At 71.0% G+C, this 20,321-nt stretch carries 21 protein-coding genes; 1 reads left to right on the plus strand and 20 read right to left on the minus strand.

The genetic code is table 11. The features are described from left to right. Positions 1 to 11: 11 nt before the first annotated feature. The 12 genes from ACSQ4M_RS28575 to ACSQ4M_RS28630 all read right to left on the minus strand — a co-directional run bounded on the left by ACSQ4M_RS28575 (position 12) and on the right by ACSQ4M_RS28630 (position 11,394). Entirely contained in the window at positions 12 to 935 is a 924-nt protein-coding gene (locus ACSQ4M_RS28575; protein WP_436192763.1) for an SMP-30/gluconolactonase/LRE family protein, read from the minus strand. Between the two features lie 12 nt (positions 936 to 947). Beyond that, a complete protein-coding gene (locus ACSQ4M_RS28580) occupies positions 948 to 2,249 on the minus strand; it encodes a TRAP transporter large permease (protein ID WP_436192764.1) in 1,302 nt (433 codons plus the stop codon). Between the two features lies 1 nt (position 2,250). Next, complete coding sequence (locus ACSQ4M_RS28585) at positions 2,251 to 2,814, minus strand: TRAP transporter small permease (RefSeq protein WP_436192765.1); 564 nt, start codon at positions 2,812 to 2,814, stop codon at positions 2,251 to 2,253. A 2-nt stretch (positions 2,815 to 2,816) separates the two neighbouring features. After that, positions 2,817 to 3,812 (minus strand): TRAP transporter substrate-binding protein DctP, encoded by a 996-nt coding sequence (gene dctP / locus ACSQ4M_RS28590; RefSeq protein WP_436192766.1) that lies wholly within the window; start codon positions 3,810 to 3,812, stop codon positions 2,817 to 2,819. 97 nt (positions 3,813 to 3,909) lie between these two features. Beyond that, on the minus strand, positions 3,910 to 4,962 hold the full coding sequence (locus ACSQ4M_RS28595) for a ketopantoate reductase family protein (RefSeq protein WP_436192767.1): 1,053 nt from the start codon (positions 4,960 to 4,962) through the stop codon (positions 3,910 to 3,912). A gap of 15 nt (positions 4,963 to 4,977) precedes the next feature. Next, a complete protein-coding gene (locus tag ACSQ4M_RS28600) occupies positions 4,978 to 5,781 on the minus strand; it encodes an IclR family transcriptional regulator (protein ID WP_436192768.1) in 804 nt (267 codons plus the stop codon). Then, positions 5,778 to 7,049: a TRAP transporter large permease gene (locus ACSQ4M_RS28605; RefSeq protein WP_436192769.1), complete on the minus strand. Its 1,272-nt coding sequence runs from the start codon at positions 7,047 to 7,049 to the stop codon at positions 5,778 to 5,780. Before ACSQ4M_RS28605 ends, ACSQ4M_RS28600 begins: the two co-directional genes overlap by 4 nt. After that, a complete protein-coding gene (locus ACSQ4M_RS28610) occupies positions 7,046 to 7,540 on the minus strand; it encodes a TRAP transporter small permease (RefSeq protein WP_436192770.1) in 495 nt (164 codons plus the stop codon). The genes ACSQ4M_RS28605 and ACSQ4M_RS28610 overlap by 4 nt, the downstream gene beginning before the upstream one ends. Then, positions 7,537 to 8,529 (minus strand): TRAP transporter substrate-binding protein, encoded by a 993-nt coding sequence (locus ACSQ4M_RS28615; RefSeq protein ID WP_436192771.1) that lies wholly within the window; start codon positions 8,527 to 8,529, stop codon positions 7,537 to 7,539. Before ACSQ4M_RS28615 ends, ACSQ4M_RS28610 begins: the two co-directional genes overlap by 4 nt. Before the next feature lie 35 nt (positions 8,530 to 8,564). Further along, positions 8,565 to 9,428: an amidohydrolase family protein gene (locus ACSQ4M_RS28620; RefSeq protein ID WP_436192772.1), complete on the minus strand. Its 864-nt coding sequence runs from the start codon at positions 9,426 to 9,428 to the stop codon at positions 8,565 to 8,567. A gap of 65 nt (positions 9,429 to 9,493) precedes the next feature. Next, on the minus strand, positions 9,494 to 10,513 hold the full coding sequence (locus tag ACSQ4M_RS28625) for a Bug family tripartite tricarboxylate transporter substrate binding protein (RefSeq protein WP_436192773.1): 1,020 nt from the start codon (positions 10,511 to 10,513) through the stop codon (positions 9,494 to 9,496). Further along, positions 10,510 to 11,394, minus strand: a complete 885-nt coding sequence (locus tag ACSQ4M_RS28630; RefSeq protein WP_436192774.1) for an alpha/beta hydrolase — start codon at positions 11,392 to 11,394, stop codon at positions 10,510 to 10,512. The genes ACSQ4M_RS28625 and ACSQ4M_RS28630 overlap by 4 nt, the downstream gene beginning before the upstream one ends. 222 nt (positions 11,395 to 11,616) lie before the next feature. Here ACSQ4M_RS28630 and ACSQ4M_RS28635 point away from each other — a divergent pair, with 222 nt between their 5' ends. Next, positions 11,617 to 12,393: an IclR family transcriptional regulator gene (locus ACSQ4M_RS28635; RefSeq protein WP_436192775.1), complete on the plus strand. Its 777-nt coding sequence runs from the start codon at positions 11,617 to 11,619 to the stop codon at positions 12,391 to 12,393. A gap of 1 nt (position 12,394) precedes the next feature. Here ACSQ4M_RS28635 and ACSQ4M_RS28640 read toward each other — a convergent pair whose 3' ends face one another. The 8 genes from ACSQ4M_RS28640 to ACSQ4M_RS28675 form a co-directional block, all read right to left on the minus strand. Further along, positions 12,395 to 12,976, minus strand: a complete 582-nt coding sequence (locus ACSQ4M_RS28640) for a cysteine hydrolase (RefSeq protein ID WP_436192776.1) — start codon at positions 12,974 to 12,976, stop codon at positions 12,395 to 12,397. A gap of 28 nt (positions 12,977 to 13,004) precedes the next feature. After that, positions 13,005 to 13,997, minus strand: a complete 993-nt coding sequence (locus tag ACSQ4M_RS28645; RefSeq protein ID WP_436192777.1) for a Bug family tripartite tricarboxylate transporter substrate binding protein — start codon at positions 13,995 to 13,997, stop codon at positions 13,005 to 13,007. A gap of 112 nt (positions 13,998 to 14,109) precedes the next feature. Next, positions 14,110 to 14,745, minus strand: coding sequence for a GntR family transcriptional regulator (locus tag ACSQ4M_RS28650; RefSeq protein WP_436192778.1), 636 nt, complete (start codon positions 14,743 to 14,745; stop codon positions 14,110 to 14,112). Between the two features lie 86 nt (positions 14,746 to 14,831). Continuing rightward, positions 14,832 to 15,647: an HpcH/HpaI aldolase/citrate lyase family protein gene (locus ACSQ4M_RS28655; RefSeq protein WP_436192779.1), complete on the minus strand. Its 816-nt coding sequence runs from the start codon at positions 15,645 to 15,647 to the stop codon at positions 14,832 to 14,834. Further along, a complete protein-coding gene (locus tag ACSQ4M_RS28660; protein ID WP_436192780.1) occupies positions 15,644 to 16,852 on the minus strand; it encodes a CaiB/BaiF CoA transferase family protein in 1,209 nt (402 codons plus the stop codon). The genes ACSQ4M_RS28655 and ACSQ4M_RS28660 overlap by 4 nt, the downstream gene beginning before the upstream one ends. Beyond that, a complete protein-coding gene (locus ACSQ4M_RS28665; protein ID WP_436192781.1) occupies positions 16,849 to 18,033 on the minus strand; it encodes a CoA transferase in 1,185 nt (394 codons plus the stop codon). Before ACSQ4M_RS28665 ends, ACSQ4M_RS28660 begins: the two co-directional genes overlap by 4 nt. A 12-nt stretch (positions 18,034 to 18,045) precedes the next feature. Then, positions 18,046 to 19,287, minus strand: coding sequence for an FAS1-like dehydratase domain-containing protein (locus tag ACSQ4M_RS28670; protein WP_436192782.1), 1,242 nt, complete (start codon positions 19,285 to 19,287; stop codon positions 18,046 to 18,048). A 115-nt stretch (positions 19,288 to 19,402) separates the two neighbouring features. After that, on the minus strand, positions 19,403 to 20,320 hold the full coding sequence (locus ACSQ4M_RS28675) for an SMP-30/gluconolactonase/LRE family protein (RefSeq protein WP_436192783.1): 918 nt from the start codon (positions 20,318 to 20,320) through the stop codon (positions 19,403 to 19,405). Position 20,321: the final 1 nt, after the last annotated feature.

The following is a 20,321-nucleotide window of genomic DNA, read 5'->3' on the forward strand; positions in this document are numbered from 1 at the left end:
TCAAACCAGGGTTAGTCCCGAGTCTGGCCGTACATGGCACGGCCTGGCACCGGCACGCGCGCCGTGAACACGCAGCCGCTGCGCGACTCCAGCATGTACAGCGTGCGGCCGTCCGCGCCACCGTAAGCGCAGTTGGTGGTGTAGGTGCCGCCGTCGGGCGCGTCGATGCGGTAGAGCGGCTCGCCGCGCGGGCTGAACACCCAGACCGCGCCGAAGCCTACTTGGCAGACCGCGAGCCCGCCCTGGTCATCCAGCGCGATGCCGTCGGGGCCGCCGCCGCCGCTCATGCGTATGTAGGCGCCAACCTTGGTGGCCGTGCCGTCGGCGAGGAGCGGCACGCGCCAGATCGCGTTGTCGCGCGTGACGGCCAGGTACACGGCCGTCTCGTCCAGGTTCATGACCAGGCCGTTGGGGCTGGGAATGCCTTGCAGCACCAGGTCCAGCTGGCCCGAGGCGCGCAGCCGGAACAACCGGCCGCTCGCGTCGTGCAGCCCGGTCTGGCCCTGGTCGGTGAAGTACAGGTCGCCGTTGGACGCGAAGAACAGGTCGTTGCAGCCCTTGAAACGCTCCAGCCGCGCGCGTTCCAGGTAGGGCTCCACGCGGCCCGTGCGCGGGTCCAGCACCATGATGCCGCGCCGGTAGTCGGCGATGAAGGCGCGGCCGTCGGGGTGGAACTTCAGGCCGTTGGGCTCGCCATCGTATGCGGCCGCGAGCTCCACGCCGCCCTGCGGGTCGATGCGGAAGATGCGCCCCCAGGGGATGTCGACCACCCACAGGTTGCCGGCGCGGTCGAACGATGGACCTTCGAGGAATACCGGCGCCGGCGCACCATGGAGCTGCGTACGGGCCCATTCGCTTTGGCGGTCCGTGACGTGGAAGCGCGCGGGAATGCGTGTGAAGACCTCGGCCTTCAGCTTTTCGGGAGGGGCGAACATCGGAGGTCTCCTTCACTTGCCGGAGAGTTGGCCCGGCAGCCACAACGCGATCTCGGGCCAGGCCACCAGCATGCCCAGCAGCACGAACATGAGCAGGTGGAACGGCACCGTTCCCATGACCACATCGGACAGCTTGCCGCGCGCGATGCTCTGGATCACGAACAGGTTGATGCCGATGGGCGGCGTGATCTGGCCCATCTCGATGAACAGCACCACGATGATGCCGAACCACACCGGGTCGATGCCGTAGTTGGCCAGCAGCGGGTACAGCAGCGGCACCGTGATCACGATCATCCCGAGGCTCTCCACCAATGCGCCCAGGGCGGTGAACAGCACCAGCAGCGCGAGGAAGAACTCCAGTTTGCCCAGCTTCAGCGCGACGATGAACTCCGTGATCTGCTCGCCCACGCCCGCATAGCTCATCGCGTACGAGAAGATGAAGGCCGCATAGGTGATCAGCAGGATGTTGGCCACCATCAGCGTCGAGCGCTTGAGGCAGTCGGCGAACGCGCGCCACGACAGCTCGCCGAACACCAGCGCGATGGCCAGGGCGAAGATGCAGCCGGCCGCCGCCGCCTCGGTCGGCGTGGCGATGCCGCTGTAGATCGCGCCCATGATGCCGACGATCAGCAGCATGAAGGGCACGATGTCGACCAGCGCGCGCAGCACCGTGGCCCGCGTGAGCTCGCCGCGCTCAGGCGGCGCGATGCCGGGGCGCAGCACTGCGGCCACCGCCACATAGCCCATGAACATCAGCGTCAGCACGATGCCTGGCACCACACCCGCCATGAACAGCCGGGCGACCGAGGTGTCGGTGAAGGTGGCGTAGACGATCATCGCGATCGACGGCGGGATCAGGATGCCCAGCGTGCCGCCGGCCGCAAGCGAGCCCGGCGCCAGCCTGGGGTCGTAGCCGCGCGCCTGGAGTTGCGGCAGCGCCACCTGGCCGATCGAGGCCGCCGTGGCGATGCTGGAGCCGCTGACCGCGGCAAACACCGCGCAGCCCGCGATGTTGGTCTGCAGCAGCCCACCCGGCACCTTGCGCACCAGGCTGGACAGCCCGCGGTACACGCGCATGCCCAGGCCGCTGCCCTGCAGGATCTCGGCCATCAGCACGAACAGCGGGATCGAGGTCAGCGTGTAGCTGTCCATGCTGCCCCAGCTGACCAGGCCCAGGCTGTGCAGGGCGCCGATACCGCCCTGCAGGTACAGATAGAGCACGCCAGGCAGCAGGATGGCGAAGGGCACGGCCATGCCCGCGGCCAGCAGGCCGATGAACAACCCGAAGATGAGGACGATCTGGTACTCGGCCATGTCAAGCCCTCGGCATGCCGTGGGCCGCCCGCAGCCGGCGCCAGTCGCCGGCCAGCGTGCGCAGCAGCGCCCAGCACAGCGCCAGCGCGCCCAGCGGCATGACCAGGCGAGGCAGCCACAGCGGTGTCATGAGGCTGGTGGCCGCGACATCGCCGGACTGCCAGGTCAGCCATTCGAAGCGCACCAGTTCGGCCGCCAGCACCGCGGCCACCCCGGCCGTGGCCAGGTCGAAGACCAGCCGAAGCCGCGCGCGGCCGACCGGGGCAAGTCGCTGGTCCAGGAAATGCACGCGGTGGTAGGCGTGCAGCAGTTGGCCGGAGGCCAGCGACAGGAAGGTGACCGCCACCAGCGCATAGCCGCCGATCTCGTTGCTGAACTGGATCGACCAGCCGAAGGCCGAGCGCACCAGCATCTCCAGCCCCATCATCACGACCAGGCCCAGCACGATGGCCTGCGTGGCCCAGCGGCCCAGCCGCGCGGGCAGGTCCTCGCCGGGACTGAACACGTCGGCATCCAGGCTGCTGCCTTCGACATCGACGACCGGCAGGGTATCGGGCGCACCCATGCTCAGCGCCCCGCCGCCGCACGCGCCTTGCGCAGCGCTTCCTGCGCGGCCGGCCGCTTCTCGCCCCACTCCGTCCAGTACGGCGTGATGCGCTTCTCGGCCTCGGCCAGGTCGGCCGCCGTGGGCTCGGTCACGACCATGCCGGCGGCCGCGAGCTTCTTGGTGAGCTCCTCGTCCTCGGCCGCCATGGCCGCCGTCATGCGCGCGGTGTGTTCGTCCACGAGCGCCTGCACCTTGCTGCGCGTGGCCGGGGCGAGCTTGTCCCAGGCCCCCTTGTTCACGAGCACGAGCGAGTCGACGAAGCTCACGTTGAGCCGCCAGCTGTACTTGAGCAGGTCGCGCCAGACGTAGCCGTAGCCCGAGCTGGCCGTCAGCGCGCCGTCGATGACGCCGCGGTCGATGCCGGCCGCGACCTCGGAGGTTCCCAGCGTGACCGGGATGCCGCCCAGGCGCTGGATGAACTCCGCCTGCTCGGGCGAGACCACGCGGATCTTCTGGCCCGCGATGTCGGCCAGCGAGGTCAGCTTCTTGCGCGACCAGAACACGTTCTCGGGGAAGATGTAGCGGCCCAGCAGCACCACGCCCTTCCTGTCGTAGTCGGCGCGCAGGAACGGCGCCTCGGCGTCCCAGGCCTTCTCGAACTGCGCGCGCTCTGGAAACAGCATGGGCAGGCGCACCACGCCGCCGACGGGCACGCTGCCGACGAAGAAGGCGTCGTCGCCCATCTGCACCACGTTGTCGGCCACGGCCTGCGTGATGTTGGTGGCCGTGATGGGCAGCGTGCCGCCCAGGTGCAGGCGCACCTTGAGCGCGCCCTCGGTCTCCTTGTCGACCGCCTCGAGCAGCGCGTTGAGGCCCTTGACGGCCGTGACCGTGGCCACGGCGTTGTAGGTGTAGGCGCGCCAGCGCTCGTTGGCCTGGGCCGGCAGTGCGGCGAAGGCCGCGGCCAGCAGGCCGGCAGCGCCCCAGCGCCGGACCATGCGCTCGATGATCGACATGCTTGTCTCCTTGTCTTGTGGTGGCGGCAACCTTACGTGGCGGACCTGCACCGGAGAAGAACCGCGCCGGCAGCGGTTCCACATGTTGAACTTCGGGTCAGGCGAGGATCTGCGCGAGATGCTCGGGGCTGGGGGCGGCCTCGCCGCGCTCGATGCGCAGGATCACCTCGTTGACGCGGCGGTGCAGTCGCACGTCCACGCCGACCTCCTCGCCGCGCCGCGCCACCAGGCCGTTGATGGCCTCGGTCTCGGTGCGCCGGCCTTTCTGGATGTCCTGTCCCATGGAGGGGCGCTGCGCGTCGCTGCGCGAATAGGCCACGTCCATGATCTGCTGCGTGACCGCGTCGTAGGCGGCGCGGTCCTCCTCGGCGCGCGCGAGCACTTCCAGGTCCAGGCCGCCGACCGGCTCCAGCGCCAGGCCCAGCGCGTGGCCGACGCGGATGCAGGAGCTGCCCAGACGTACCGTGAGGTCGCGCGCCACGTCGTTCAGGTCGCGCTGGCGCCCGGTCAGGCCCGTCAGCGCGCAGACGCCGTTGCGCATGGCGTTGATCGTGAGCTTGGACCAGCGCTCGCCCCACAGGTTGCTCGTCAGCTTGCAGCTGTCGCCATGGGCCAGCAGGCTGGCCAGCCGCTGCGCGCGCGGCGTGACCTGGCCGTGCATCTCACCCACGCGCATGCCGGCCTTCTTCTCATCGCCCAGCGGCGAGTTGCGCACGATCTGCCCCGGTGCAACCAACTCGGCCGCCAGCGCGCTGACCGACACGCCCAGCACGCGGCCGAAGCCGGCCACGCTGGCGATGACATCCTCGTGGATGCCGTTCTGCAGCGAGACCAGGCAGGCCGTGGGCGCGAGGTAGGGCAGCACCAGTTCGGTGGCCCAGCGCGTGTCGTAGGACTTGACTGCGATGAACGCCACGTCGAAGGGCTGCTCGCGCACGCGGCGCTGCAGCTCGCCCACGTGCAGCGCGCGCACCGGCGTCTGCACGGCACCGGCGCCGTCCATGCCCTGCACGCGCAGGCCTTCGCGGCGCATGGCCTCCACATGCTCCGGCCAGGCGTCGACCAGCGTCACGTCCACCCCGGCCTTGGCCATGTGGGCGCCCACGTAGCCGCCCACCGCCCCCGCTCCCACGATGCATACCCTCGTCATGTCGGTCTCCTTGTGTCAAAAACCCCAGCGCTGCGCCTCGGTGGCCAGCTTGTCCTGCGCGGCCAGCAGCTCGGCGTGGATGGCCGGCAGCCGCTCCTCGCCGTACAGCCCCGGCGGTCCCAGCAGGCACAGCGCCGCGAAGGCCTCGCCGCCACTGCCGCGCAGCGGCACGGCGATGGCGTGCACGCCCGGCAACACATCGCCCAGGTTCACGCCGAAGCCATGGCGGTCCGAGCGCTCGCGCATGCGTTGCAGCGCGGCCAGCCGTTCGGTGCCGCAGCGCGCGATCTCCTGTGCCACGTTGTCCAGCAGCACGGCGCGCTGCGCGGGCGCGTCCAGCGTCTGCAGGATGGCCACGCCGGCCGCCGTCGTGAACAGCGGCCTGCGGTTGCCCGGATACAGCACCGAGCCCGTGAGCGGCAGGCTGCCCGCGCGCAGGCAGCAGACGTACTCGTTGCCGCTGCGCAGCACCAGCACGGCCACGCCGGCCATGCGCCGCGCCAAGGCCGCCAGCTGCGTCTCGGCACGGCGCTGGAACTGCTGGTGGTCGGGCAGCGCCAGGCCGAGTTCGAACAGCAGCGGCCCGGGCAGGTAGTGCCGGTCGCCCGCGCGCTGCGCCACCAGCCGCTCCTCCACCAGGCAGGCCAGCATGCGGTGCACGGTGCCGCGGTCGATGCCGCTGGCCGCGGCCAGGTCCGACAGCCGCCAGCCGAACTGCGGCCGCGCCGCCACCAGGCGCAGCAGCCTGATGCCGCGGCCCAGGCTGCGAGTGCCCTGGCGTTCCGTGCCGGCTTCGGTGGACGATGCGCGCGCCGTCACCGCACGAAGGCCAGCGAGAAGGCCGGCACATAGGTCACGAGCAACAGCACCACGACCATCATGAACACGAAGGGCACGATGGCGCGCGCCACCTGCCAGAGCTTGAGCTTGGCGATCGCCATGCCGACGAACAGGCAGTAGCCGATCGGCGGCGCCGCCATGCCGATGGCGACGTTGGTCACGATCATGCTGCCGAAGTGGATGGGATCCACGCCGTACTGACGCGCGATGGCGATCAGCATCGGCCCCAGGATGACCATGATGGCCACTTCGTCCATCACCGCCGCGAGCAGGAAGAAGCCGATGTTGAGCACCGCCAGCATCAGCCACCTGGTGTGGATGTGCGCGGCCAGCCAGCCCGTCAGCGCGGGGGCCAGCTGCTCCTGCGCGACCAGCACGCCGAAGCCCTGCGAGAAGCCCACGATGGCCAGCACCATGGCGGTGGTGGAGATCGCGCGCGTGATGGCGCCGCCCAGCTGGCTGAGCTTGAGCGAGCGCTCGATGCACAGCGCGACGAACAGCGCGTAGAGGCAGGCCACGACGGCCGCCTCCGTCGGCGTGAAGATGCCCAGGTAGATGCCGCCCAGCACGATGGTGGGTGCCAGCAGCACCCACACGCCCTCGCGCAGCGCCGTGCCGATCTCGCGCAGGCTGGCCCGGGGGCTGCGCGCCACCCCGCTCTTGCGCGCCTGCAGCAGCACCAGCGCCACCATGCCCACGGACATCAGCAGCCCCGGCAGCAGGCCCGACAGGAACAGCTTGGCGATGGACTGCTCGGCGATCACGCCCCAGATCACGAACGCGATGGACGGCGGGATCAGCGGCGCCAGCACGCCGGCCGACACACACAACGCCGTGGCATAGGCCTTGGAATAGCCGCGCTCGGCCATGGCCGGGATCATCACCGCGCCGATGGCGGCCGTGGTGGCGGGCGCCGAGCCGCTGACCGCCGCGAAGATCAGCGCGGCCAGGATGGCCACCAGGCCCATGCCGCCGGGCAGGTGGCGCACGAACACGTCGGCCACCTGCACGAGCCGGCGCGACAGCCCGCCCGCGGACATGATCTCGCCGGCCAGCATGAAGAACGGGATGGCCAGCAGGCTGAAGCTCTGCGTGCCGGCCACCAGGGTCTGCGGCAGCAGCATCGGGTCCATGCCGGTCACGGCAATGGCACCGACCACGCAGAGCGCCAACGCGAACGCGAACGGCACGCCCAGCAGCACCAGCGCGGCAAAACCCAGCGAGAGGATGGTGGCGACCGCGCTCATGGGGCCGCATCGGCTTCGCCGCCGACCGGCAGGCCGCGCAGCAGGCGTTCGGTCCCGAACACGGCGACCAGCACGCCGCACACCACGCAGCTGGCGTAGAGCAGCGGCATCGGGTAGCCGATGGCGGCCGAACTGGTGCCGACCGCGCTCTGGGTGTAGTGCCAGCCGGCCACCGCCAGGTACAGGCCGATGCTGGCCACCGCGGCCAGCACCAGGCGCTCGGCCCAGCGGCGCAGCGCCTGCGGCAATGCATCGAGCAGCATGTCCATGCGCACATGGATGCCCTCGCGCACGCCATAGGCCAGGCCCAGCAGCGCGGTCCAGCTGAAGGCCAACAAGGCGACTTCCTCGGACCAGGAGGGCGGCGCATTGAAGGCCGAGCGCATCAGCACCTGGAGCGCCAGCGCGGCCAGCATCAGCAAGGTGAGCGCCTGCACGGTCCAGCGCGTGGCGCGCGCCAGGGCGTCCACCACGTTCGCCAGCGCTCTCATTTCGCGGCGGCCAGCACGGCGTCGATCAGCGCGCCCTGCCCGGCCTTGCGGGCCTTGTCGTAGACCGGCGCCACGGCCTGGCGGAAGCTGGCCACGTTGCCGATGGCATTGACCTGCATGCCCGCCTTCTGCAGGCTGGCCAGCGCCTGGGGCGCCTGGCCGGCCATGGCGCGGCGCTGCTCCAGCACTGCCTCCTTGGCGGCGGCCTGCACCCAGGCATGCTGCTGGGCCGGCAGCCGGTCCAGCAGGCGCTTGCCGATCAGCAGCTCGTAGGCCGTGAAGGTGTGCTGGGTCAGCGACAGGTACTTGGCGAACTCGTTGACCTTGAGCGGCTCGATCAGCGCAATCGGCAGCTCCAGCCCGTCGATCGTGCCCTGCTGGATGGCCGTGATGGTCTCGCCCCAGGCCATGGGCACGGCCGCACCACCCAGTGCGTTGACGAGGTCGATGTAGATGGGGTTCTGCATCACGCGGACCTTGACGCCGCCCATGTCCGCGGGCTGCGCCACCGGGCGCTTGTTGTTGATGAGGCTGCGGAACCCGCCCTCGAAGTAGCCCAGCACCACCGCGCCCTTGGCGGCCAGGCGCTTGGCCAGGTCGGCGCCGACCGCGCCGTCCAGCACGCGCTGCACATGGGCCTCGTTCTCGAACAGAAAGGGCAGCTCCAGCACGCCGAAGGCCGGCTCGGTCTGCGCCGTCACGGCGTTGGTGACCACGGCCGCGTCCACGGTGCCGAAACGCACGCCCTCGACGAGCTGCTTGTCGTCGCCGATCTGGCGGTTCGGGTACAGCTGCACCTGCATGGCGCCGCCGGACTGCTTCTCCAGCGCCTGCTTGAACGCACGCGCGCCGATGGCCAGCGGGTCGCTGGCGCCGTCCGAGGTCGGCCAGCCGAGCTTGAGCGTGGTGGGCTGCTGGGCCTGGGCGGCGCCGATGGCCGCGCAGCACAGGGCCAACGCGACGGCCTGGAGGAAATGTCTGGTGCGCATGCTTGTCTCCGGTAGGTGGTCTGGTGGAGGGGTCGTCAAAAGCCGTACAGCCGCGCCGGGTTGTCCGCCAGGATGCGCTCGAAGGTTCGCGCATCCGGTGTCCAGGCACGCAGCGCGGCCAGCACCTGCGCGGAGTCCACCGCGAACGGCGGGCTGATGTCGTGCGGATGGGGCCGGCTGCCGGGCTGCGGGTGCGGCCAGTCGCTGCCCCAGAGCATGCGATCGGGCCCGGCCGCGATGAAGGCGCGCGCGATCGGCGCCATGTCGGCATGGCCGGCCGCCGCGGACAAGCGGTACGGCGCGGACAGCTTCACGTAGGCGCGGCCCTCGGCCACCAGCGCCAGTACCGCGTGCAGGCCCGGCTGCTCCAGGCCGCCCGATGCGTGGGCGCCGGCGTAGTGGTCCAGCACCACGGGCACGGGCAGCGCCCGCAGCACCGACTGGCAGGCCGCCAGCAGCGGCAGGTTGGCGTAGACCTGCACATGCCAGCCCAGCGGTGCCACGCGCGCGGCGGTCTCGCGCAGCTGGGCGGTGGCCTCGGCCGCATCGCTGGCGCGGTCGATCTCCAGGTTCACGCGCACGCCGCGCACGCCCAGCGCGTGCATGGCCTGCAGATCCGCATCCGTCGCCGTGGCGTCGAGCACGGCCACGCCGCGCGCGCGCTCGGGGCCCAGCACACGCAGCGCCTGCAAGGTGGCGGCGTTGTCGGCCGCGTAGACGCTGGGCTGCACGACGACCACGCGCGCGATGCCCAGCGCGTCGTGCCAGGCCACCAGCGCCTCGATGGGGGCCGGCGGCGGGGTGTAGCGCCGCGCCGGCGACCAGGGGTAGGCGCGCGGGTCGAGGAAGACATGGGTATGGCAGTCGCAGGCGCCCGCGGGCAGCGATGGCTCGGTCATGCGGAGACTCTCCAAGGGGGGAGCGCCGGGCTGCCGGCGCGGTGCGAAGGGGCGGTGCGGCGCGGCTATTCCATCTTGATGTGGGCCGTCTTGACGATGTCGCGCCACTTGCGCGTCTCGGCCGCCTGGAACGCGCGCAAGGCCTGGGGCGAGCCATTGCCGGCCTGGCCGCCCTGCTTCTCGATCCAGCCCTTGATCTCCGGGCTGGCCAGCGCCGCCGCCACGTCGGCGCTGACCTTGGCCACGATGGCCGGCGGCGTGCCGGCCGGCACGTACAGCCCCCACCAGGCGCTGACCTCGAAGCCGGGCAGCTTGCCGGCCTCCGCCACGGTGGGCACTTCGGGCAGCGTCGGCGAACGCTCGGCGCTCGTGATGCCCATCACCCGCGCAGCGCCCGCCTGCACGTGCGGCAGCAGCACCGAGCTGTTGTGGAACAGCACCTCGTAGTGGCCGGCCAGAAGGTCGGTCGTCATCTGCGAGCTGGCCTTGTAGGGGATGCCCTCCATGGCGATGCCCGCGCTCTGGTTCAGCAGCACGGCCGACAAATGCGGCGTGGTGCCGCCGCCAGGGTGGCCGTAGCGCAGCTTGCCCGGGTTCTGTCTGGCATAGGCGATCAGCTCCTGCAGGTTCTTCGCCGGCACGCTGGGATGCACGACGAGCAGATTGGGCAGCTGCATCAGCAGGGCGATCGGCTCGAAGTCCTTCACGGGGTCGTAGGGCAGCTTGTCCATGATGCTGGAGCCCACCGCCATGCCGGCGCTGGTGCTCAGCACCAGCGTGTAGCCGTCGGCCGGCTGCCGCGCGCCGCGCTCGGTGCCCGTGATGCCGCCCAGGCCCGGCACGTTCTCGACCACGACGGACTGCTTCCAGGCCGCGCCGAGCTGGCTGGCCAGCAGGCGTGCGATGGCATCGGGACTGCTTGCGGTACCGGCCGCCACCATCAGCTTGACCGGCTTGGTGGGATAGGCCGCGCCCTGCGCGGCGGCGCCCAGGCAGGCGGCCGCCAATGCGGCGCCGATCCAGGCCTGGCAGGCCTGGCGAAGAATGGTCTTGAGCATGGTGTTGGTCTCCGTTGTCGTTCTCATGGCGCGGCCACCGCCGTGCCGCTGTGCGCGTGCGCGAAGCGCGCGATCTCATCGATGGCGCGTGCCGTGCTCGGCGCATCCGGCTTCTTGTTGACGAAGCCCTCGGCCTCGCCCTCGAACCAGCGCAGCGTCAGCGCGCCGCCGGCCTGGCGGTAGCCCTGAACGAAGCGCTCCAGTTGCGCGCGCGGGTGCACCACGTCCTGGTCGCCCTGCAGGTAGAGCACCGGCGGCGTGGCAACGGCCTCGCCACGCTCCAGTGCACGCACCGGGCTGCCTTCGGCCATGGCGTCTTCGTCGCCCCAGAACTTCAGGTGGTCCGGCAGCACGCGGGAGATGGTCTCGGGGTAGGGCTTGCCGCTGGCCTCCCACTCCCGCGCATAGCGGTAGCGCCCGAGAGGGTCGATCACGGGCCAGCACAGCACCGCGAACGCGGCCCGCGCATCGATGCCTTCGCCGCCTTCGAGCGCCAGGGCCGCATAGCGCGGGTCGTGCGGGCGCATGGCCGTGAGGATGGCCTGGTGCGCGCCGCTGGACAAGCCCATGAGGCCCAGCCGGTCGGGGTCACAGCCCCAGGACACGGCGCGTGCCTTGAGCCAGCGCACACCGTGGTGGATGTCGGCCAAAGAAGCCGGATAGGCCGCCTGAGGCGGCATGCGGAAGTCCAGCGCCGCCACGACGATGCCGCGCCGGGCCAGCGCGCGGTTCAGCAGGTCTTCGTCGAGCCGGCTGCCGCGGCACCAGGCGCCGCCGTGCACTTCGGCCAGCAGCGGGAATGGCCCCGCCCCGCGCGGCCGGTACAGCCGCAGCAGCAGTGGCACGCCACCGTGCTCCAGATAGGCCATGTCGTCGACCAGGATGTCGTCAGAAGCTTGCGACGCCAAGTTTGTCTCCATGCGTTGTGGTTTGGCTGCGGCAACCATAGTCCGGCAGGCGCTCCGCCCGTGTGATCGCGGCAAGGGTTTTTTCAACCTGTGAACTTCCGTGTTGAAATTCCGGGGCGGCGGCAGGCATGCTCTGCACCCGTCGGCCCAGGCCCTTGCAGCGATCGAGACAACGTTTTGGACGAAGAAGCCACAGACCCGCGCGCCCACGCGAGCGAGACGATGCCGGGCACCCGCAGCGTCGAGCGGACGCTCGCGTTGCTGCGCGAGCTGAGCCACCGCGGCGACTTCGGCTGGCGCCTGACCGATCTGGCCGAGCAGGTGGGCCTGGACCGCGGTACCTGCCACCGGCTGCTGGCCTGCTTCGTGCGCGAAGGCTTTGCGAGCCGCCATCCGGGCGACGTGAAGTACTACCCCGGGCAGCAGCTGTTCGAACTCGGCCTCGGGATGCCGACCTACCACGCGTTCCGCGACCGGATCGAACCGCGCATGGACCGCCTGAGCCGCGCCACCAACGGTGTCGCGAGCTTCCTGCTGCGCAGTGGCGACGAGATGGTCTGCGCCTTCCAGAAGCAGGGCGACCTGGAGCTGCCCGGCATGCTGATCCGCATCGGCTCGCGGCGGCCCCTGTTTTCGGCCGTGGCCGGCCTGGTCATGCTGCAACGCATGCCGGCGGACGAAGCCCGGCAGATTCTCGAACGCAACCGGCGCGAGGAGGTGGCGCGCCGCGGCACGCGCCGGCTCGAGGACCTGGACCGCATGCGCGAGCGCAGCGCGCAGGCGGGCTACGGCCTGACGCGCGGCGACCTGGCACCCGGCATCTGGGCCATGGCCGAGGCCGTGCTGGACACCGCCGGCCAGCCCATGGGTGCGCTGACCTTGGCCGGCAGCGAGAGCACGCTGACCGAAGGCTGGCTGTCGCAGGCCCATGCCCAGCTGGCCGAGACCGTGCAGGACATCGCGGCCGATGCGGCGCTGTGCTTCAGGGCACCGGGCTGAATCAGGAGAACGCCACCTCGCCGGAGCTGCTCAGCTGGCAGAAGCGCTTGAGGCCCTGGATGGCGTTCGCATGCTCCTCGGCTGTCGGCGCGCAGCAGCAGTCCTCGAGCAGCACTATCTCGAAGTCGCGGTCGTGGCCTTCGCGCACCATGGCCTGCACGACGGCGTTGGTCGACACACCCGAGCAGTAGATGCGCGTGGTGCCCTGCGCGCGCAGGATGGCCTCCAGGCTGGTGGCGTAGAACGGGCTCACGCGGTGCTTGACGATGTCGAAGTCGCCCGCCTGCTGGCCCAGGTCGGGGTGCGTCTGCGTGCCCCAGGTGCCGAGCTGGAACACGCCGCGCGTGCGGGCGGCCGAGAAGATCGGCGAGTTCGGCGGGCACTCGCGGTAGTCGGCCGAGAAGCCCACGCGCACGAAGCCGATGCGCAGGCCCGCCGCGCGCGCCTTGGCGATGGCGACGCGCGTGTTCGGCACGATGCGGCGCGCCTCGACCTGCTCGGCGTAGGCCGCCTTGTAGTTGGCCCCGTCGGCGTGCACGAGGTCGTTTTCCATGTCGAGCACGAGGTAGATCGAAGTGGTCACGGCAGGCTCCTTGTCTGAGTGGTTCGGGTCAATCCGCACGGATGCCGGCGGCCTTGATGATGTCGCCCCAGCGCTGGCGCTCGGACGCCACGAAGGTGTGCAGCTCGGTGGGCCCCATGAAGCGCGGCTCCAACCCCGTGTCGAGCAGCTTGCGGCGCAGCTCGGGCTGCTCCATTGCGCGCTGTACATGCTCGGCGAACTTCTGCGCCACCGCGCCAGGCGTGCCGCGCGGCGCAAAGAACGCGTCCCAGGGCACGAACTCGAAGCCCTGGACGCCCTGCTCGGCGAGCGACTTCACGCCGGGCAGCACCTCGGTCTCCTTGAGCGTGGTCACGCCCAGGGCCTTGAGCTTGCCGGACGCCAGATGCGGCCGCGCCGCGATCACGGTGTCGATGACGAGCGGGATCTGCCCGCCCAGCACGTCGGTCATGGACTGGGCCGAGGCCTTGTACTTGACGCCGAACAGCGGCGCATTCGCGGTCTTGACGAAGTGCGCAAAGATCACCGCCGACGAGGTGCTGGGCAGGCCCACGTTGAGGCTGTCGGGCTTGGCGCGCGCCTTGTCCACGAGCTGCGCGATGCCGTTGGCCGGCAGGTCCGGGGCCGAGCTGCAGACCACCATGGGCAACAGGCCCAGCATGGCCACGGCATCGAAGTCGGTCGCGGCATCGAAGCCCGGGCTCGCGTACAGGAAGCCATTGGCCGCATTGGTCGCGTTGGTGCCCAGCAGGAAGGTATAGCCGTCGGCCGGCGCCTTGGCCGCCAGTGCCGTACCGATGTTGCCGCCCGCGCCGGCCTTGTTCTCCACATAGACGGTCTGGCCCAGCGACTTCGTGAGTTCCTGCGCCATCACGCGCGCCAGGATGTCGGCGCCCTGCCCTGCGCCATAGGGCACGAGGATGCGGATGGGCTTGTCGGGCCAGGCCGGCGTGGCCTGGGCCGGGCACAGCGCGCCCAGGCTGGCGATGGCCAGGGCGGCCAACAGGCTGCGCCGAACGCGCAGCAGCGAACGAATGCTCATGCTTGTCTCCTTGTGAAATGGTGCAGGCGCGCGGCTGCGCCGGCCGTCGCCAGCGCGACGCCGAGGTCTGTTGGAAGCACTGCCGCCGTGCGCGGCGGCGAGGGCGCTAGCCCTAGTTCGGTTGCACGGCCTTGAGCACCGTCCAGCCCGATTCGATGTGCCGGCGCATGGCCAGCATGGCGCCCGCGCTGTCGCCCGTGGTCAGGGCCTGCAGGATCTCTTCGTGCTCCTCGACCGCGCCCTGGCCCCGGTTCTGGGCCGCGTTGATCAGGTCGAACGGGTAGCGTGCCCACAGGATCTGCACGAAGTGCAGGGTCTGCGGCAGCTGCGCGATGTCGTACATGCGCCGGTGCAGCCGGTAGTTGATGCCGCGCGCGGTGGCCCGGTCGCCCGCGCGGAAGGCCGCGGCGAATTCGTCGGCCAGCTGGCGCAGCTCGGCGATGTCGCGGGCCGTCACCCGCTCGGCGCAGGCGCGCACGAGCTGCGTCTCCAGCAGCAGGCGCAGCTGCAGGATCTCGCCCGTGGCCGCGGCATCGAAGTCCGCCACGCGCGCACCGCGGTAGGAGTCGCCACCGATGTAGCCCTCGGCCACGAGCAGCTTGAGCGCCTCGCGCACGGGCGTGATGCTCAGGTGCAGCTGCTCCGCGATCTCGGCCTGCTTGAGCCGCGAGCCGCGCGGGTAGACGCCGGACAGGATGCGCTCGCGCAGGTAGTCGGCGACCTGTTCTTCCTTGGTTCGGTAATCCATGTGCCGTCGCCTGTGGTCTGGCCGGCGACACCCTGCACGGGTGTGGCAGGACGCCCTGGGGATGGGCCGGCCGCTGCGCGCGCATTCTAGAGGGCCGCTGCCGCGGGTTCGGCCAGCAGCCGGCGCGCACGCTCGACCACGGGCTTGTCGACCATCTTGCCGTCCACGGCCGTCGCGGCGCCGCCGCTGGCCTCGAAGGCAGCCAGCACGCGCGCGGCCCAGGCCTGCTCCGCGGCCGTCGGCGCGAAGGCCGCGTGCACAGCAGCCAGCTGCGCGGGATGGATGCAGAGCTTGCCGCCGAAGCCCAGCGCGCGCGAGCGCCGCGCCTCGGCCAGCAGGGCTTCTGCGTCGGTGAAGCCCAGGCTCACGCTGTCGATGGGCGGTGCCAGGCCCGCCGCCAGCGACTGCAGCACGATCTGCGTGCGCACGGCCGTCAGCGCCTCGCCCTCGTCGGCGATGCCGGTCTCGGCCGCGAAATCCACGCTGCCGAAGGCGATGCGCTCCAGGCCGGGCACGGCCGCCAGCCAGGCCAGCTCCTGGTAGCCGGCCACACTTTCGAGCAGCGCGATCGCGCGCCGGCCCGGCAGCGCCTGCAGCACCGCGGCCATGTGCGCCGCGTCGGCCTTGGGCAGCATCACGCCGGCCTTGGGGGCCGCGGCCAGCATGCGCAGGTCGTCGGCATGCCAGGGCGTGTCGGCCGCGTTGACGCGCACGAAGGCGACGCGGCCGGCCGCGAGCCAGGCAGCCACCTCCGTGCGGGCCTGGAGTTTGTCGTCGGGCGCCACCGCGTCTTCCAGGTCCAGCACGAGCGCATGGGCGCCGCTGGCTGCGGCTTTGTCGAAGCGATCGGGGCGGTGGCCCGGCACGAACAGCAGGCTGCGGTCGGTGCGCGCGGCCTTCACAGGATCACCTCGCGCTGCTCCAGATCGTCACGCTCGCGCCGGCTGAGGCCCAGCAACTCGCCGAACACATAGTCCTCGTCTTGGCCCAGCGCCGGGGTCAGCCGCCGGATGCCGACGTCGCTGGTGCGGCCGAAGCGGGCCGGTGCGCCGACAGCGAGGCGCGGGGCGATTCCAGGACCCTCGACCGGCGTCAGCGCACGCCGTGCGTTCAGATGCGGATCGTCCGCGATGTCCTGCATGTTCCAGGACACATGGGCGCTGACGCCGGCCTGTTGCAGGCGCACGGCCAAGGCATCGCCGTCCTGCACGGACAGCCAGGCACCGAGTTGCAGGTCCAGCGCCTCGCGGTGCTGCCGGCGGCCAGCAGCGCTGGAAAAACGCGCGTCTTCGTCCAACTGGCCCAGCACGCCCAGCAAGGCGCGCCACTGCGCGTCGTCGCGCACCGCCAGCGTGAGCCAGCGGTCTGGCTGCGCCGTGGCATAGACGCCATGCGGCGCGAGCAGCGCATCGGCATTGCCGGGCCGCGGCGGCACCAGGCCGGCGCCCGCGAGCACGAGCGCATCGCCGACCATGGCCGAGGCGACCTCGCGCGCCGCCAGGTCCACATGCTGGGCCTGCCCGGTGCGGCGCCGCTGGTGCAGTGCGGCGATGGTGGCCAGCGCCGCGTGCAGGCCCGCGGAATGGTCCATCACGTGGCGCATCTCCACAGGCGGCCCATCGTTGTAGCCGCTCATCCAGCCCAGACCGCCCCAAGCGCCGAACAGCGGCGCGTAGCCGGCGAAGTGCGAATCCGGCCCGCTCTGGCCGCAGGACGACAGCGACAGCAGCACGACGTCGGGCTTGGCCGCCCGCAGTGCGTCGAAGTCCAGCCCGAGGCGCTGCATGACACCGGGGCGAAAGCTCTCGGCCGCCACGTCGGTCGCCACGACCAGGCGCTTGGCCAGCGCCACGGCCTCGGGGTGCTTGAGGTTCAGCCGCACCGACAGCTTGTTGGCCGAGACCTGGTCGAAGGTGGCGGCCTGCATGCGGCCGTAGACCGCGTGCGGCTTGCGGAACGCGTCGGGCCGCGTGCGGCTCTCGACCTTGATGCACTCGGCGCCCAGCTGCGAGAGCAGGTGCGTGCAGAACGGGCCGGCCGCGTGGATCGTGAAGTCGGCGATGCGCACGCCGGCCAGGGGCGCGCGCGCGGGTGTGGTGGTGGTCATGCCGCGGCCTCCCCGGCCATCTCGTCGAGCGCCGGCACGGACACCTGGTCGGCCAGCGGCGTGCAGCGGAACTGGAAGGGTACGCGCAGCACAGGCACCGCGCGGCCGTCGGCCAGCTGTGCCTGGGCGAACAGGCCGCGCTCGCGCTCGTGCGCACCGGCCGCGACCTCGGCCGGCGTGCGGTACTTGCCGGCCGGCACGCCCAGGGACTGGGCCCGGCGCACGATGTCGTCGACCGCGTGCCGCGCCATCCAGGCACGGATGTGGCCATTGATCTCGTCGCCGCGCCGGCTGCGTTCGAGCGGGTCGGCCAGTGCTGGCTCCAGGGCCCAGGCCGGGCGGTCCAGCATCTCGACCAGTGCATGCCATTGCCGGTCTTCCAGCGTCAACAGTTCCAGGTAGCCGTCGGCCGCCTGGAACACACCGCCGTAGCGAAAGCTGCGCGTGGCGCGGTGCTCGAGCGAGCCATCGCCCAGGCGTTGCAGCGCGAAGGAGCCGACGCACAGGTTGGCGTCCTGCACCGACACGTCGACGAACTGCCCGCCCGTCACAGGCTGCGTCCACCAGGCGGCCAGCGCGGCCATGGTGGCCATGGCGCCGCCCTGGTAGCCGGCAAAGTGGCCGTAGATCTTGAGCGGTGGCCGGTCGGGAAACAGTTCGTGTGAAAGGCCGTTGGGCAGCAGGAAGCCCTCACCGCTCGCATGCAGCAGATTCACCTCCTCGCCGTCCCAGTCGGCCTTGGGCCCGCTGGCACCGAAGGGCAGCACGCTGACGTGCACGAGGTGCGGATGGCGCGCGGCCACGGCATCCGCATCCAGGCCCAGCGCTGCGCGCGCGCGCAGCGGTGTGTCGTCGATCAGGATGTCCGCACGCGCCAGCTCCGCCTCCAGGCTTGCACGCCCTCCTTCGCTCGCCAGGTCGCAGACCAGGCTGCGCTTGCCCGCGCCCAGGTGGACGAACAGCGCGCTGGTGCCGCCGTCGTCCAGCCAGGGCGGCGCCGCGCGCAGCGGCGAGCCGCCGGCCGGCTCGGCCATGACGACCTGGGCGCCCATGGACGCCAGCAGCCGGCCCGCGTAGGCGGCGGCCACGGTGCGTGCGCGTTCGACGACGCGGCAGCCCGCGAGCGGCAGGCTGGCACCGGCCGGCGGCGGCTGGTTTGCGGAGGAAGGGTGCAAAGGCATGGTGTCGGCTTCTCAGCGGGTGACCGGCAGCTCCAGGTCGATGGCGGCGCCATCGATGAAGGCGGGCAGCTTGACGTTGCGCGAGGGCAGCGCGACCGTGGCCAGGCCCGGCGTCGTGACCTCGCCGCGCTGGTTCTCGGCCGCGATCTCGATGTCGACAAGGCCGACCTGGTCCTTCACGTACTTGCGCACGACCTTGGCCTTGCAGAAGGTGGTGTCGCCGACGATGTTGAAGCGCCGCATCTCGGTGCGCACGCGCTTGAGCACACCGGCATCGCCCATCCAGTTGGTGACGAGCGTGGCCATCCACGACGAGCGCTGCGGGCCGTAGTCGTAGGTGCCTGGCACGCCGACTTCCTTGGCCACCGATTCGCGGTGGTGGCCGATGCCGGTGTACTCCACACCGCCGCCCGCCTCGGGGTTGCGGAAGAAGTGGCCCGGGTGCTTGACGGCCGCCTGCAACACCACGCCGTGCGTGTGGCCGCGGCCGCAACCGACCAGAAAGCCCATGGTGTCCATCAGCGACAGCGGGCCGCGCGCGATGGTCGGCAGTTCCTCGCCCTCCTGCACCTCTTCCCAGTAGCGCACGTTGGCGCCGCGGATGTTCTTCGGCTCGTTCAGCACGATCTCGTCGATGCGGTCGTGCTCCTCGTTGCTGTACTGGTACTGCTCGATCTCCTTGTACTTGCCGGTGTCGCGCGCAGCCTTGCGCTCGTGCCGCGTGCAGGTGCCCAGGGCACGGGCGACCAGCTCGCTGCGCTGGTTGTAGTAGCAGGCCTCGACGTACTGCAGCACCAGGCGGCCGGAGAACTTGCTCTCCTTCTCCTCCACGCCGACCACGCGTTCGATGGCCGTCAGGCGATCGCCGGGGCGCACATGGCGGAACAGCTCCCAGTCGTTGCCGGCATAGAAGCCGTGCACGCCGGGCAGGCCCCAGCGCGTGCGGCCCAGCCAGCCGAAAGCCATCGGGAACATCGGGTGGCCCAGCACCGAGCCGTAGCGCGTGCCGGCGCCGTAGCCGACCTCGCGGTACAGCGGGTTCAGATCGCCGATGCCGTTGCACCAGTTGCGCAGCGTGTCGGCGGTGGCGTCTTGCAGGTAGGGGCCTTCGGGGCGCAGGTGCAGGCCGATCATGGCGCGCGCATCGGCGATGGCCTGGTCGGTGATGCGGCCTTCGGCCGGGGCGTGGCCGACTTCGCCTTGCGGCGCGGCTTGGGTCTTCACGGGTGCTTCGGTCAGGGTGGCAGTGCTCAAGGTCAACTCTCCAGGGGTGGTGAAACGAACAACAATGCAGAATGCATTCTTTTGAGAAATCCACTGGCCCATTGCAGGCGGCCTCGTCAGCCGCGCGCGGGTCGGTGGGACGGAATCAGTGCATCAAGGCCAGGCCGGGTCGTGGCCAGCGCACGGCCAGCAGCTGGCCGGTGCCCGACAGGGTGATGAAGGCGGTGCGGCGGTCGGGGCCGCCGAAGCAGATGTTGGTGCAGTAGCCCTCGGGCGCCTCGTGGAACTCCAGCAGTTCGCCAGCGGGCGAGAACACGTGGATGCCACCGCGTACCAGCGTGGCGACGCAGATGTTGCCGCCCTCTTCCACCGCCAGCGAATCGAAGCGCTGGTAGCCCGGCAGGCCGTGCAGCAGGCGCCCGCCGTTCGGCGAGGGCCAGGCCTCCAGGCCGACCTGCCCTGGCCCCTCGACCGGGTACGACCACAGGCGGCTGGTCTCAGTTTCGGCCACGTACAGCGTGCGCCCGTCCGGCGACAGGCCGATGCCGTTCGGCGTCAGCACCGGATGGGCCGCGCGCCGGACCAGGCTGCCATCGGTGCGGGCATAGAAGACTCCGCCGCGCAGGTAGCGGTCCTCGAAGAACTTGCCGAAGTCGGTGAACCAGAAGCCGCCCTGCCCGTCGAACACGATGTCGTTGGGGCCGTGCAGCGGCTCGCCGTCGCAGTGCGTGTAGAGCGTCTCGACCGCGCCGCTGGCCAGGTCGACACGCTGGATGGCACCGCCCGCGTAGCCCGCCTGGGGCCCCGTGGGCCGCGTGAAGCCCGCGTCGGTGCGCCAGCTGAAGCCGCCGTTGTTGCACACATAGCAGTGGCCGTCGGGGCCGAGCGCCGCGCCGTTCGGCCCGCCGCCGAGTTCGGCCACGACATGCGGCGTGCGGCCGGCCTGGATGCGCAGCAGCCGTGCGCCTTCGATCTCGACGACCAGCACACTGCCGTCGGGCAACGCCACCGGGCCTTCCGGAAAGCGCAGCCCGGCCGCGATCACTTCACCTTGCAGCTTCATG

Origin of the sequence: Pseudorhodoferax sp. LjRoot39, from assembly GCF_964253035.1 — a bacterium.
Classification (GTDB): domain Bacteria; phylum Pseudomonadota; class Gammaproteobacteria; order Burkholderiales; family Burkholderiaceae_C; genus Pseudorhodoferax.

What these genes read in the sequence shown, in the direction of transcription:
- dctP (WP_436192766.1), bottom strand. Translation starts at nt 3,812, where the DNA reads ATGTCGATCATCGAGCGCATGGTCCGGCGCTGGGGCGCTGCCGGCCTG.
- ACSQ4M_RS28675 (WP_436192783.1), bottom strand. Translation starts at nt 20,320, where the DNA reads ATGAAGCTGCAAGGTGAAGTGATCGCGGCCGGGCTGCGCTTTCCGGAA.
- ACSQ4M_RS28595 (WP_436192767.1), bottom strand. Translation starts at nt 4,962, where the DNA reads ATGACGAGGGTATGCATCGTGGGAGCGGGGGCGGTGGGCGGCTACGTG.
- ACSQ4M_RS28650 (WP_436192778.1), bottom strand. Translation starts at nt 14,745, where the DNA reads ATGGATTACCGAACCAAGGAAGAACAGGTCGCCGACTACCTGCGCGAG.
- ACSQ4M_RS28585 (WP_436192765.1), bottom strand. Translation starts at nt 2,814, where the DNA reads ATGGGTGCGCCCGATACCCTGCCGGTCGTCGATGTCGAAGGCAGCAGC.
- ACSQ4M_RS28575 (WP_436192763.1), bottom strand. Translation starts at nt 935, where the DNA reads ATGTTCGCCCCTCCCGAAAAGCTGAAGGCCGAGGTCTTCACACGCATT.
- ACSQ4M_RS28580 (WP_436192764.1), bottom strand. Translation starts at nt 2,249, where the DNA reads ATGGCCGAGTACCAGATCGTCCTCATCTTCGGGTTGTTCATCGGCCTG.
- ACSQ4M_RS28620 (WP_436192772.1), bottom strand. Translation starts at nt 9,428, where the DNA reads ATGACCGAGCCATCGCTGCCCGCGGGCGCCTGCGACTGCCATACCCAT.
- ACSQ4M_RS28660 (WP_436192780.1), bottom strand. Translation starts at nt 16,852, where the DNA reads ATGACCACCACCACACCCGCGCGCGCGCCCCTGGCCGGCGTGCGCATC.
- ACSQ4M_RS28605 (WP_436192769.1), bottom strand. Translation starts at nt 7,049, where the DNA reads ATGAGCGCGGTCGCCACCATCCTCTCGCTGGGTTTTGCCGCGCTGGTG.
- ACSQ4M_RS28645 (WP_436192777.1), bottom strand. Translation starts at nt 13,997, where the DNA reads ATGAGCATTCGTTCGCTGCTGCGCGTTCGGCGCAGCCTGTTGGCCGCC.
- ACSQ4M_RS28635 (WP_436192775.1), top strand. Translation starts at nt 11,617, where the DNA reads ATGCCGGGCACCCGCAGCGTCGAGCGGACGCTCGCGTTGCTGCGCGAG.
- ACSQ4M_RS28610 (WP_436192770.1), bottom strand. Translation starts at nt 7,540, where the DNA reads ATGAGAGCGCTGGCGAACGTGGTGGACGCCCTGGCGCGCGCCACGCGC.
- ACSQ4M_RS28665 (WP_436192781.1), bottom strand. Translation starts at nt 18,033, where the DNA reads ATGCCTTTGCACCCTTCCTCCGCAAACCAGCCGCCGCCGGCCGGTGCC.
- ACSQ4M_RS28615 (WP_436192771.1), bottom strand. Translation starts at nt 8,529, where the DNA reads ATGCGCACCAGACATTTCCTCCAGGCCGTCGCGTTGGCCCTGTGCTGC.
- ACSQ4M_RS28625 (WP_436192773.1), bottom strand. Translation starts at nt 10,513, where the DNA reads ATGAGAACGACAACGGAGACCAACACCATGCTCAAGACCATTCTTCGC.